Origin of the sequence: Streptomyces olivochromogenes, assembly GCF_021538895.1 — a bacterium.
In the GTDB taxonomy this organism is placed as follows: Bacteria; Actinomycetota; Actinomycetes; order Streptomycetales; family Streptomycetaceae; genus Streptomyces; species Streptomyces olivochromogenes_A.
On record NZ_JADDRL010000036.1, the window covers coordinates 16,756 to 28,716 of the forward strand.

Genomic DNA, 11,961 nt, shown 5'->3' on the forward strand with positions numbered 1-11,961 from the left:
GCTTTCAGATCGGGGCGGAATCAAACTCCTGCGGGGCAGGGTGCGGAAAGGTGAATCACTGTGATGGTCACTCGCCGTCTGGAGTGCCGACCGAGCGCTCGCCGTCCAAGCGGTAAATGATCTCGGAGTTGAGAGACCGACGGGCCGACTTGGCCTGGGCAACGAGCCAGGCGTGGAGGTCGGCGGGGAGCCTGAGCGTGATACGCACTTCATCATTCACGCTCCGCATTCTAGTGGTAGCGTAGTGTCATGACGACACCACGAGTGGTAGGCAGCGCCGGGCACGCCCGGTACACCTACCGGCTGCGTGTATCGTCGACCGCCCACTCGGCGCTGCTGGCCGAATGGGACCGCTGCCGGTGGATCTGGAACGAGTGCGTCGCCCGCTCGAAGAGGGCCCACCGCAGCGGAGAGAAGTGCGGCCCCGCCCGACTCGACAAGATGCTGACCGAGGCCCGTGCCGTCGCACCATGGCTGGCCGAAGGCAGCTCTGTGCCGCAACAGCAACTCATCCGCGACTTCGGCAAGTCCCGAGCGAAGGCGCTCAAGGACATCAAGGACCGCCTGCCGCAACGGCAGCGGGCCGGCCTGCCGAAGCACAAGAAAAAGCGTGAGGCCGGCCCCAGCCTCAACTACACGCGGCGCGGCTTCCGACTGAATGACGGACGTCTGCACCTCGCGGGCGGCATCGTCCTGACCGTGGTGTGGTCGCGGGACCTGCCCGCCGATCCGTCCAGTGTGCGCGTGTACCGGGACGGTCTCGGGCACTGGTATGCCTCGTTCGTCGTTTCCGCGGAAGTCCAGCCGCTCCCCGTCACCGGCGCGGTGATCGGCGTGGACTGGGGCGTCCACGAGACCGCGACCACCACGAGCGACGCCCACGACCTCCCGCACGCCGAGCACGGCAGGAATGCCAAGGCCAAGCTGACCCGGTACGACCGGATGATGGCCCGCCGTAAACCGGCCAAGGGGCAGTCGGCTTCGAAGGGCTATCGCGAGGCGAAGAAGTTGCGGGCGAAGACGTACCAAAAGATCGCCCGGCAGCGGCAGGACACCGCCCGCAAGTGGGCCAAACGCATCGTGACCGACCACGACGCGCTCGCCGTGGAGAACTTCCGCCCGAAGTTCCTCGCCAAAACCACCATGGCACGCAAGGCCGCCGACGCGGCGATCGGCGCCACCAAGCAGGCCCTGCTGGAGATGGGCCGCAAGCACGGGCGAGACATCCGTCTGGTGCACCCCGCGCACACCACCATGGACTGCGCGTCGTGCGGAGCGAGAACCAAGCACGCACTTCCTCTTTCGGAACGTACCTACACCTGCATCACCTGCGGAGCCGTGTCCCCCAGAGACAAGAACTCCGCCCGCGTGATGCTTGTCCGGGCTGGTCTGAACCCGACTGGTGCCGAGGGCGTAAGACCTCTTGGAGCGCCGCTCCAGGAGGCAGCCTGAGCCAGGAATCCCCTCCCTTTCGGGAGGGGAGCAGTCAAAGGCCGTACTCCTTCCAGCGGCGGTCCACCAGGGCCGCCGTATCCGGGTCCGACAGGACCATGTCCGGCCATCCGCCGTCCCTCGTGTAGCCCTCCTCGGGCCACTTCTTCGTCGCGTCGATGCCTGCCTTGCCGCCCCAGAACTGCTGGTAGGAGGAGTGGTCGAGGTGGTCGACCGGGCCTTCCACGATGCTCAGGTCGCGGGCGTAGTCGGTGTTGCCGAGCGCCCGCCAGGCGACCTCGTGCAGATCGTGGACGTCGCAGTCGGAGTCGACGACCACGATCAGCTTGGTGAGGGACATCATGTGGGCCCCCCAGATCGCGTGCATGACCTTCTGGGCGTGTTTCGGGTACTTCTTGTCGATCGAGACGATCGCGCAGTTGTGGAAGCCGCCGGCCTCGGGGAGGTGGTAGTCGACGATGTCCGGGACGATGATCTTCAGCAGCGGCAGGAAGAAGCGCTCCGTCGCACGACCCAGCGGTCCGTCCTCCGTCGGAGGCCGGCCTACGACGATCGACTGCAGCAGCGGCCGCTTCCGCATCGTCACGCAGTCGATCTTCAGCGCCGGGAAGGGCTCCTGCGGGGTGTAGAAGCCGGTGTGGTCGCCGAAGGGGCCCTCCGGGAGCATCTCGCCGGGCTCCAGCCAGCCCTCCACGACGACCTCGGCGTTGGCCGGGACCTGGAGCGGGACCGTCTTGCAGTCGACCATCTCGATCCGCTTGCCCGCGAGGAAGCCCGCGAAGAGGTACTCGTCGATGTCCCCGGGCAGTGGCGCGGTGGAGGCGTACGTCACGGCGGGCGGGCAGCCGAAGGCGATCGCGACCGGCAGGCGCTCACCGCGCCGGGCGGCCACCTGGTAGTGGTTGCGGCTGTCCTTGTGGATCTGCCAGTGCATGCCGATGGTGCGCCGGTCGTGCCGCTGGAGGCGGTACAGCCCGAGGTTGCGGATGCCCGTCTCCGGGTCCTTGGTGTGGGTCAGGCCCAGGTTGAAGAAGGAGCCGCCGTCCTTGGGCCAGGTGAACAGGGCGGGCAGCGCGTCGAGGTCGACGTCGTCGCCGTGCAGGACGACCTCCTGCACGGGGGCGTCCTTCACCTTCTTCGGCGGTACGTGCGCCATCGCGCCGAGCTTCCCGAACGCCTCGCGCACGCCCACGAAGCCGTGCGGCAGCTCGGGCCGCAGCAGTCCGCCGATCTTGTCGCTGATCTCGCCGTACGACTTCAGGCCGAGCGCCTTGAGCAGGCGCCGGTCGGTACCGAAGACGTTCATGGCGAGCGGCATGGCGGAGCCGCGCACGTTCTCGAAGAGGAGTGCGGGACCGCCGGACTTCTGCACCCGGTCGACGATCTCACCGACCTCCAGATACGGGTCGACCTCGGCCTTGATGCGCTTGAGGTCTCCCTCGCGCTCCAGCGCCCTGAGCAGGGAGCGAAGATCGTCGTAAGCCATGCGTCCCAGTATCTGCCACCGGCTACCCTGGGCCGGTCACCGGGGCCGCCTCACTTCTCCGCGGGAGCGTACGACCATGCTCAGGTACCTGCCCTTGCTGCTGGTCCTCGCCCTGTGGATCTACGCCTTCGTGGACTGCCTGAACACCCCCGAGCAGGAGGTGCGCGGGATGCCGAAGGTCGTCTGGATCATCGTCATCCTGCTCTTCGGCGAGGTGCTGGTCGGCCCGGTCGCCTGGCTGATCGCCGGCAAGGTCCGAAACGCCCCGCGGCGCGACTCCGCGCCGGACCGGTGGGTCGCTCCCGACGACAACCCCGAGTTCCTGAAGTCGCTGCGCAAGGACGAGGACCCCGAGAAGGACTGACGCGGCGGCGGCCGCCGTCCCGCGTGCGCGGCGGTTCAGTCGCCCCTGAGCACCAGGTCCAGCAGTCCCGGGAAGCGGGCGTCGAACTCGGCCCGGCGCAGCCGGTTGACCCGCTTGGGGCCCTCGTCGCGCTGCTCGACCAGCCCCGCGCCGCGCAGTACGGAGAAGTGGTGGCTGAGGGCCGCCTTCCCGACCGGCACGTCGAAGCTGCCGCAGCTGCGCGACCACTCGGCCGAGCCGGCCAGTTCCCGCACCAGCGCGAGCCGCACGGGGTCGGCGAGCGCGGCCAGCGCGGTGAGGACGGGGACGTCGTCGGGGTGGGTGTGCTCCGGGGCGGCCCGATGACCGGTGGTGGCCATGCCGTCCTCCTCACCGCCGCGTGTCCGCCGCGAAATCACTTGCCGAGTGTTCGATGGAAACCATACACTCCCGAGTGTTCGCTTTTCGTTGAACAGTCGAGCCGGGGGTAAGGCATGCGTGCGGTGCGGTTCCAGGAGTACGGCGGTCCCGAGGTCCTGAAGACGGTGGAGGCGGACGTGCCCGAGCCCGGACCCGGGCAGGTGAGCGTCGACGTGGCGTACGCGGGCGTGAACTTCGCGGACCTGAAGGCCCGTTCGGAGGGCTACCGGGTCGGCGGGCTGCCGTACGTCCCCGGTCTGGAGGTCTCCGGGCGGATCCGGGCGGTCGGGGCCGGCGTCGAGGGCCTGGCCGTCGGCCAGGAGGTGGCCGCGCTGACCGACGGCGGCGGATACGCCGAGGTGACCGTGGCCGACGCGGTGACCGTCTTCCCGCTGCCGGCGGGCGTCGGCCTGCGCACGGCGGCCACCCTGACGACGGTGCTGCCCACGGCGTACGCGCTGGTGCACTCCGTGGGCCGGCTGCGCTCCGGCGAGACGGTGCTGGTGCAGGGCGCGGCGGGCGGAGTCGGCACCGTGGTGGGCCAGTTGGCGCGGGCGGCGGGCGCCGGGGCGGTGTACGGCGTGGTGTCCTCCGCGCCGAAGGCGGCGTACGCCAAGGACCACGGCTACGACGAGGTCTTCGTGGGCGCCTTCGAGCAGCCGGTACGGCAGGCGACCGGCGGCCGGGGAGTCGACCTCGCCCTGGACCCGGTGGGCGGCGAGACCCTGCGGGCGTCCCTGGACTCCCTGGCCGCCTTCGGCCGCCTGGTCTCCTACGGCAACGCGAGCTCGGCGGCGCCGTGGACCGCGGGCCCGCCGGAGCTGTACCCGCTCGGCAGGTCGGTCGCCGGCTTCTCCATCCTCAGCCTCACGACGACGGCCCCGGCGGAGCTCCGCCGCCTGGCCGAGCGGGCCTTCGAGAAGGCGGTCGACGGCACGGTGTCCCTCCCGGTGACCGCGGAGTTCGCCCTCGCGGAGGCGGCACAGGCGCACCGGCTGATGGGCGCGCGCACGAGCACCGGCAAGCTCCTGCTGCGCGTGGCGGACTGACACCGACCGCCCGCGCGCGGTCGTTTCGCTCCTCAGCGCAGCCGGGACGACGACAGGATCGACAGCAGGTGGGCCGGGACCATCACCCAGGTGATCGCGGCCAGCGCGCCCAGCGCCCACCGGGTCGGCTCGATCCCGCCGGTCGCCGTGTCCGCGACGGCCGCGGCGAGCAGGACCAGTGACGCCTCGATGCCGTTCGTCACCCGGTGGATCTTGAAGGCGGCCGCCAGCCGCCGCACCGTCGCCACGCCCTGGGAGCGCGGCCGGGTCGACTCGTCGTCGGCGACACCCAGCCCGCGCCGGGCCCGCGCCACGTCCACCAGGTCGGTCGAGGCCTTCAGCAGCACGACACCGAGCGCGGTGACGAGACCGACCGACAGCCAGCCGCCGAACCCGTTCTCGGCGGCGCGGAATCCGACGCCCGCCATCAGCGCCGCGTCGGCGAGGTAGGCGCCGAGGCGGTCGACGTAGATCCCCGCCGCGCTGTTCTGCCCCTTCCAGCGGGCGACTTCACCGTCGACGCAGTCGAAGAGGAGGAACAACTGCATGAGGATCACGGCGAGTACGGCACCGGTCAGACCCGGGATCAGCAGGGCGGCGCCGGCCGCGACGCCGCAGACGACCATCGTCCACGTCAACTGGTCCGGCGTGATGGGGGTGCGCACCAACTGGCGGGTGAACCGCAGGGAGACGCTCCGCATGTACAGCCGGCCCGCCCAGTGTTCGCCGTTGCGGCTCGCCAGCTTGGCCTGCGGCTGGCAGACCTCCCGCAGATCCTCCAGTACCGGAGCAGCAACCATGACCCGTCCTCCCGCCCGATGTGATCGGGACAGGGTACAGAGGGGTGATCGGATCGCCGACACGGTGGGCCGGATACGCGTTGCCCCGTTCTTTCCGGCGGCGGAGAGTGGACGTATGGATCAGACATCGGTGAGCGGCCCGAGGCCCTCGTCCCGTATCCCGACCATCGATCTGCGGCCCTGGCTGAGCGGGGACGCCGAGGCGCGCGCCGGTCTCGCCCGTACCGTCGACCAGGCCCTGCAGAACGCCGGGTTCCTGCTCGTCACCGGGCACGGTGTGGACCCCGGGCTGCGCCGTGACGTCCGGGGGGCCGCGCGCGCGTTCTTCGCGCTGCCCGTGGAGGTCAAGGAGGCCTACGCGGCGAAGGTGGGCGGGCGCGGCTGGCTCGGTCCGGGGGCCGAGGCCAACGGGTACGCGGAGGGGACCGAGACCCCGCCCGATCTGAAGGAGTCGCTGACGTTCGCGACGCACGAGCCGTTCGAGGATCCGGTCGTCAACGCCGAGTGGTACGCGCCCAATGTGTGGCCCCGCGAGGTTCCCCGGCTCCGGCCGCTGTGCGAGGAGTACCTGGAGCGGATGGCCGGGCTGGAACGGGAGCTGCTGTCCCTGCTGGGGTACGCCCTCGGGCTCGAACGCGACTTCTTCGCACGGCACATGGACCGTCCGACGTACGGCTTCAACATCAACTGGTATCCGGGGACGGACGTCGTCGGCGCGCCACGGCCCGGCCAGTTCCGGATCGGACCGCACACCGACTTCGGGACCGTCACCATCCTCGACCGGCAGGCGGGCCGGGGCGGGTTGCAGGTGTACACGGACCCCGCGGACGGCGGAGTCGGCTGGGCGGACGCGCCCTACGATCCGGCCGCCTTCACCGTCAACCTCGGTGATCTCATGGCCCGTTGGACCGGTGACCGGTGGCGTTCGGGCCGGCACCGCGTGCTGCCGCCGCCCGCGGACGCGCCCACCGAGGAGTTGATGTCCCTCGTCTACTTCGGCGAGTGCACCCCGGGGACGCTCGTAGAGTCCGTGCCGGCGCCCGTGGGGCGGGTGGCGTACCCGCCCGTGGACTCGCACGTCTACCTGCGGGAGAAGCTGGATTCGATCACCGTGGAGTGATCGCTTCGGCGTTCGAGCCTCCCCTCGTTCCGGTCAAAAGCCGCGGCACGGCATGTCCCGGTCGCGTCTCGCGGCATTCCCTTGAAGGGGACCCGATCAACGGGTCCCCTCTTGCGATCGGAGTTGGCCCGTGCGAATCACCGACATCCAACGCTGCGAGGTCCGGCCGGGACGACTCGTCGAGTGGACGCTCAGTCCGGCGACCGTCGCGGCCGCCTCCGGGCTGCCGGAGGACTCCCGGCCGCCGGCGTACATCCAGGAGTCGCACCTCAGGACGGCCCGCTGCGTGCGCGAGGACGGGCTGTTCGTGCCGACCTGGCTCGGTACGGCGTTCGACCTCCCGGGGCGGGTGGATCTCGACGTGCTCCAGGCGGCGCTGCGCGACTGGACGCTGCGCCACGAGACGCTGCGCAGCGGCTTCCGCTGGGACGGTGACGAGCTGCGCCGGTTCACGCTGGACGCGGACACGGTGTCCCTGCGCCGGGAGGTGGTCGGCGACTTCACCGACGCCTCGGCGCTGGTCCGGCACCTCCAGGACCGGTTCGACGTGGCGGCCGACGCGCTGGCCTGGCCGAACCTGATCTACGCGGCGGTCGTCCGGGACGACGGCACCAGCGTGTACATGGCCTTCGACCACAGCAACGTCGACGCCTACTCCCTCCACGGCATCCCCGCCGACATCCACGAGCTGTACGCGACGGGCGCCGAGGGGTGCGACCGCGTGCGGCCGGAACCGGCCGCCAGTTACGTGGACTTCTGCGAGATCGAGCGGGCGGACGCGGACCGGATCGACGAGGGCCACGACATCGTGGGCCGCTGGCGGGAGTTCATCCGGCGGTGCGACGGAACGCTGCCCGGTTTCCCGGTGGACCTGGGCCTGGAGCCGGGCGGCCGGCTGCCCACCCAGCGGATGATGAGCGAGCCGCTCGTGGACGCGGACACGGCCGCCGCCTTCGAGGCGTACTGCCGGCCCTTCGGCGGCAGCCTGGTCGGGCTGCTGGCCGCGACCGGCCTGATCGTCCACGAGCTCGGCGGGCAGTCGGTGTACCGCACGGTGGTGCCGTTCCACACCCGGGTGAAGTCGCGCTGGTCGCGGTCGGTGGGCTGGTACGTCGGGGGCGCGCCGATCGAGGTCCCGGTGGCGCGGACGCCCGACCTGCCGAGCGCGCTGCGGGCCGTGCGCGCCGAGTTGCAGGCCGCCCGCCCGCTGGCGCGCATGCCGCTCGCCCGGGTGCTGCGCCTGCTCGGCGCCGACTTCCGCCCGACGTCACCGGACCTGTACTCGATCGTGTCGTTCGTCGACGCCCGGGGCATCGCCGGCTCCGAGCGGTGGGCCGAGCAGAAGGCGTACGGGCTGATGCGGGTGTCGTACGGCGACCAGGTGTGCGCGTGGGTCAACCGGCTGCACGAGGGCCTGTGGTTCGCGAGCCGCTACCCGGACACCGATGTCGCGTACAAGAACATGCGGCTGTACGTCGAGCGGCTGCGGGATCACATCGCCTCGACCGTGGCGTAACGGGGCGCGCCGGATTCGTGACCCAACGGTCATCCCTGACTCTGGTCCGAATCAACTCCCCCTTCCTACACTGGTGTTGAGGGGGGATGCGGTGCACAGACGTCTGCATGGACGCGGGGCCCTGTTCGACACGGATCCGCCCGGGCTCGCTCCGCGGCTCCTGGGTCTGCGCCCCTACCAGCACCGTGCGCATCCGTTCGAGCACCCGGCGGAGCTGCCCTTCGTCGTGCTCACCGGGGCCCGGGGGCTGGGCAAGAGCGCGGTGCTCGACGAGCTGCGGGAGGCCTACAAGGGGCACACTCCGGTCGCCTTGGCCGACTGTGCGGAGCAGCAGTTCGCGGGGCCGCCCGCGGACCGGCCGGCCGAGTCCTGGTCGCCGGTGGCGCAGGCGCTGCTGGTGATCGCCGAGCAGCTCGCCGAGCCGGTCACCGGCGCCGGCCGGATCACCTTCCCCCGGCTGATGTCGGGGCTGGTGGCGGTGGCCGCGGGCGGCTGGAGCGACGCCGACTCGGAGCGGATCCGGCGCGAGGTGGAGCGGATCCTGCTGCTGAACGAGAGCGGGTCGTGGATCAGCAGCTTCGCCGGGCGGTGGGCGGGCAAGGTGGCGGCGAAGGTGGTCGCCGCGGCGACCGGCACCGGGCCGTTCCTGTCGGGGGCGGTGGAGGCCACCCTGGAGTCCGTCGCCGAGGGGTTCGCGAGCCGGCGGCACCAGAAGGCGTCGGTCTGGTACCGGACGTATCCGAACGCGGGCGGCAACGCCAAGCGCGGCCTCATCCTGCTGTCCGGGCACTTCCGGGCGGGCGGCACCTCCCGCGAGCACGCCGAGCGGTATCTGGTGCGGGCGCTGCTCGCCGACCTGACCGAGGCCTACACGGGCGTGCTGCCCCGCATGCAGCGCCTCGGACGGCCGCTCGTGCTCCTGGACAACGCGCAGAGCGCGCCCGGCCCCGGGCTCGTGGAGGCCGTGCTGCGGGACCGGTCGGAGGGCATCGCCGACCAGGTGGCGTTCGTCGGCGCGCTGCGCGGCGACGGGCGGGAGGCGCTGCGCAACGCCGTGCGCCGGGCGCTGCCCGAGGTGGCGCGGCGCGGCGAGTGGACGCCGGACCCGGCCGTGCCCTCCTCGCGGGCCCTCGTCGTCTCCCTGCCGCCCCTCTCCCCCGACGACACGCTGCACATCGTGGGCGCGGTCTGCGGCGAGATCCCGGTGCCGCCCCAACTTCCGCACGCCGCACACCGGTTGACCGGCGGAAATCCGCTGGGCATCGGACTGCTCGCGGAGTCGGCCGCCCAGCACCTGCCCCAGGTCTCCTCGCTCGGCGAACTGCTGACCGCCGACGTCCGGCTGAGCGAGGACACCGACGGCTGTCCCGCCTACCGCGAACTCCTCGACCGGCTGGTGCCCGCCGACCGGCTGGACGAGCTGACCGTGCTGGCCGCCGCCCACGACCACGACTCGGCCTGCGCGCTGGCCGCGGCCCTGCTCCCGGACGACTTCGGCCCGTCGGACGTCCGCGCGTTACAGACCCGGCTGGCCCAGGAGGGACTGCCGGGCGCGCCGGGCCGGTTCGTCGGCGACCCCTTCGTACGGACCCTGCTGCTGCTCCGGCTGCATCTGCGGGGCACCGACCACGGGGCGTGGCGCACGGCGCACGAGACGCTGATCGCGCACTACGGCCACGACGGCCGGGACGGAGCGGCGGACGCACCGGAACGTTCCCGCTACCGGCTGCACCACGAACTCGCCCTGGGGACGACCGAGTCGGCGGTCGCCCATCTGCGCGACACCTTCCCCACCCGCGACACCCGCGCCTGGCTGCGCACCCTGTGCTTCATCGCCTCGGCACCGTACTTCCACGCGCACGACGCCGAGGGCCGCGACTTCACCGGCCGGGGCGACCGGCGCGCCGCCGTCGCCCTGGGCCGCACGGACGCCGAGCACGAGGTGCCTCAGGACGTGGATGCCGTACTGCACCTGCGCGTAAGGCGGTTGCTGCACGCCGTGTGGCAGCTGGCCGATCCGCTGGTGCTGCCCGATCCGAAGGTCTGCGACCGGCTGCGGTTCGAGCTGGAGCAGTTGTCCAACCTGCGGCCCGCGGGCAACGCGCTGCTGTGGCGGGCGTCGCGGGACTGGCCGGCGGCCGCGCTCGCCGGACGCCCGCTGGACGCCCCCGACGACGAGGACGACCCGGACGACCGGAGCGGGGAGGCGTGATGGCGCGCAGGGGCCTGGGCACATGGGTGCGCGAGGGCGTCTGGGAGATCCCGCTCCGCCGCTATCTGGCACTGCTCGTCACGGCGGGCCTGGTGACCGGCGCGGTCTTCGCCGTGCGCGGCCTCACGCACGACGACCGGTCCTGCGCGCCCGGGGTGGTCCGGCCCCGGGGCAGTACCGAGTGCGTGGGCGTGGCGACGACGGCGTACGACTTCGGGCGGCCCCAACTGCGGGACGCGGTGCGGGCGATCCAGCGGGAGAACGACCGGCTCAAGCCGGGGAGTTATGTGACGGTGGCGGTGATGCTGCCGTACACCTCGGCCGCCCCGGCCAGCCTGAGCGACATCCAGCACGAGCTCCAGGGCGCGTACTTGGCGCAGTACCAGGCCAATCACGACTCCAACGGCGAGGCCCCGGCGATCCGGCTGGTGCTGGCCAACCCCGGGGCGACCGGCCTGCATTGGAAGGAGACGGTCGACCGGCTGGCGGCGATGACCGGGGGCGCGGACCGGCTGCGGGCGGTCGCCGGGGTCGGGCAGAGCACGGACAACAACAAGAAGGCGGTCGAACGGCTGACCCGGCTGGGGATTCCGGTGGTCGGCTCCTCCATCACCGCCGACGACCTGGCCAACGGGCAGGGCGGCAAGGACCCCTTCCCGGGGCTGGCCCGGGTCTCGCCGACCAACACCGACGAGGCCCGCGCGCTGGCCTCGTTCGCCAAGGTGAGCGCGGGCCGGGCGCTGCTGGTGTACGACAAGCCGGGCGACCCGTACACGCGCACGCTGCAGACGTCGTTCGCCGCGCTGATCAAGGGCTCGCCCTACGAGCCGCAACCGTTCACCCCGCCCGCCGACCGCAGCCAGGAGGGCACCACCGCCAACACCTTCCGGCAGATCACCCACCTGGTGTGCGACACGTCCAAGGAGACGGACACGATCCTGTTCGCGGGCCGGCACACCCAGCTGCGGCAGTTCATCAACGCGCTCGGCGGGCGGGGCTGCCAGGACCGGAAGTTCACGCTGCTGACCGGGGACGAGGGCTCGTACCTGACCGGCGAGAAGGACCTGGACCGCGGCGCCCTGCGGCACCACCTCGCCGTCCGCTACACCTCCCTCGCCCACCCGGACGCCTGGGCCCGGGACCCGGCGCGGACCGGCGGCTCGGCGCGCGAGGCGGCGGCGCTCCAGCGGCTGCTGGCGAGCGCCGAGCGCGAGCCGGTCGGGCCGATCGGCACGGTCGCGCTGGACGACGGGCAGCTGATCATCGCGTACGACGCGATGCGGCTGGCCGTGAAGGGCGTCCGCGAGGCCGTGCCGGAGGGGAGGAAGATCCCGGCGCTCTCCGACGTCGGCCTGCAGTGGCCGCAGGTGAAGGGGTCGCTGCGGGTGGACGGGGCGAGCGGCTGGATCTGCCTGGACGTGCACGGCAATCCGTACGACAAGGCCGTACCGATCGTGGAGCTCACCCCGGAGGGTGGCTCCCGGTTCGTACGGATCGCCTGGCCGGAGGGGAAGCCGCCGGCGAAGGAGTGCCTGCCGCCGTCCTAGGCACTGTCCCCAGGGG

At 71.9% G+C, this 11,961-nt stretch carries 11 protein-coding genes; 7 read left to right on the top strand and 4 right to left on the bottom strand.

Annotated elements, in window-relative coordinates:
- Positions 1 to 67: 67 nt before the first annotated feature.
- Entirely contained in the window at positions 68 to 229 is a 162-nt protein-coding gene (locus IPZ69_RS19670) for an Arc family DNA-binding protein (RefSeq protein WP_374293487.1), read from the bottom strand.
- A gap of 20 nt (positions 230 to 249) precedes the next feature.
- Here IPZ69_RS19670 and IPZ69_RS19675 point away from each other — a divergent pair, with 20 nt between their 5' ends.
- Positions 250 to 1,452, top strand: coding sequence for an RNA-guided endonuclease InsQ/TnpB family protein (locus IPZ69_RS19675; RefSeq protein WP_235455466.1), 1,203 nt, complete (start codon positions 250 to 252; stop codon positions 1,450 to 1,452).
- Between the two features lie 34 nt (positions 1,453 to 1,486).
- Here the strand turns inward: IPZ69_RS19675 and IPZ69_RS19680 are convergent, their stop codons facing one another.
- Complete coding sequence (locus IPZ69_RS19680; protein WP_235455467.1) at positions 1,487 to 2,938, bottom strand: menaquinone biosynthesis decarboxylase; 1,452 nt, start codon at positions 2,936 to 2,938, stop codon at positions 1,487 to 1,489.
- 76 nt (positions 2,939 to 3,014) lie between these two features.
- On the opposite strand from IPZ69_RS19680, the gene IPZ69_RS19685 reads away from it, so the two are divergent.
- A complete protein-coding gene (locus IPZ69_RS19685; RefSeq protein WP_235455468.1) occupies positions 3,015 to 3,302 on the top strand; it encodes a PLD nuclease N-terminal domain-containing protein in 288 nt (95 codons plus the stop codon).
- Between the two features lie 35 nt (positions 3,303 to 3,337).
- On the opposite strand, the gene IPZ69_RS19690 is transcribed toward IPZ69_RS19685, so the two are convergent.
- Positions 3,338 to 3,661 carry an ArsR/SmtB family transcription factor gene (locus IPZ69_RS19690; RefSeq protein ID WP_235455469.1) on the bottom strand — a complete coding sequence of 108 codons (324 nt, stop codon included), beginning with the start codon at positions 3,659 to 3,661 and terminating at the stop codon, positions 3,338 to 3,340.
- A 114-nt stretch (positions 3,662 to 3,775) separates the two neighbouring features.
- Here IPZ69_RS19690 and IPZ69_RS19695 point away from each other — a divergent pair, with 114 nt between their 5' ends.
- Positions 3,776 to 4,750 (top strand): quinone oxidoreductase family protein, encoded by a 975-nt coding sequence (locus IPZ69_RS19695; RefSeq protein WP_235455470.1) that lies wholly within the window; start codon positions 3,776 to 3,778, stop codon positions 4,748 to 4,750.
- 32 nt (positions 4,751 to 4,782) lie between these two features.
- On the opposite strand, the gene IPZ69_RS19700 is transcribed toward IPZ69_RS19695, so the two are convergent.
- Entirely contained in the window at positions 4,783 to 5,550 is a 768-nt protein-coding gene (locus IPZ69_RS19700) for a CDP-alcohol phosphatidyltransferase family protein (RefSeq protein WP_235455471.1), read from the bottom strand.
- A gap of 115 nt (positions 5,551 to 5,665) precedes the next feature.
- Between IPZ69_RS19700 and IPZ69_RS19705 the strand changes: the two genes are divergently transcribed.
- From IPZ69_RS19705 to IPZ69_RS19720, 4 genes are all read left to right on the top strand, one after another.
- Positions 5,666 to 6,670, top strand: a complete 1,005-nt coding sequence (locus IPZ69_RS19705; RefSeq protein ID WP_235455472.1) for an isopenicillin N synthase family dioxygenase — start codon at positions 5,666 to 5,668, stop codon at positions 6,668 to 6,670.
- A 130-nt stretch (positions 6,671 to 6,800) separates the two neighbouring features.
- Positions 6,801 to 8,186 carry a condensation domain-containing protein gene (locus tag IPZ69_RS19710; protein ID WP_235455473.1) on the top strand — a complete coding sequence of 462 codons (1,386 nt, stop codon included), beginning with the start codon at positions 6,801 to 6,803 and terminating at the stop codon, positions 8,184 to 8,186.
- Positions 8,187 to 8,277: 91 nt separating this feature from the next.
- Positions 8,278 to 10,398, top strand: a complete 2,121-nt coding sequence (locus IPZ69_RS19715) for a hypothetical protein (protein WP_235455474.1) — start codon at positions 8,278 to 8,280, stop codon at positions 10,396 to 10,398.
- Positions 10,398 to 11,945, top strand: coding sequence for a hypothetical protein (locus tag IPZ69_RS19720; protein WP_235455475.1), 1,548 nt, complete (start codon positions 10,398 to 10,400; stop codon positions 11,943 to 11,945). The genes IPZ69_RS19715 and IPZ69_RS19720 overlap by 1 nt, the downstream gene beginning before the upstream one ends.
- The last annotated feature ends 16 nt before the right edge of the window (positions 11,946 to 11,961 follow it).

Excerpts from the sequence above, each read along its gene's own strand:
- IPZ69_RS19670 (WP_374293487.1), bottom strand. The coding sequence starts at position 229 with ATGCGGAGCGTGAATGATGAAGTGCGTATCACGCTCAGGCTCCCCGCC.
- IPZ69_RS19675 (WP_235455466.1), top strand. The coding sequence starts at position 250 with ATGACGACACCACGAGTGGTAGGCAGCGCCGGGCACGCCCGGTACACC.
- IPZ69_RS19680 (WP_235455467.1), bottom strand. The coding sequence starts at position 2,938 with ATGGCTTACGACGATCTTCGCTCCCTGCTCAGGGCGCTGGAGCGCGAG.
- IPZ69_RS19685 (WP_235455468.1), top strand. The coding sequence starts at position 3,015 with ATGCTCAGGTACCTGCCCTTGCTGCTGGTCCTCGCCCTGTGGATCTAC.
- IPZ69_RS19690 (WP_235455469.1), bottom strand. The coding sequence starts at position 3,661 with ATGGCCACCACCGGTCATCGGGCCGCCCCGGAGCACACCCACCCCGAC.
- IPZ69_RS19695 (WP_235455470.1), top strand. The coding sequence starts at position 3,776 with ATGCGTGCGGTGCGGTTCCAGGAGTACGGCGGTCCCGAGGTCCTGAAG.
- IPZ69_RS19700 (WP_235455471.1), bottom strand. The coding sequence starts at position 5,550 with ATGGTTGCTGCTCCGGTACTGGAGGATCTGCGGGAGGTCTGCCAGCCG.
- IPZ69_RS19705 (WP_235455472.1), top strand. The coding sequence starts at position 5,666 with ATGGATCAGACATCGGTGAGCGGCCCGAGGCCCTCGTCCCGTATCCCG.
- IPZ69_RS19720 (WP_235455475.1), top strand. The coding sequence starts at position 10,398 with ATGGCGCGCAGGGGCCTGGGCACATGGGTGCGCGAGGGCGTCTGGGAG.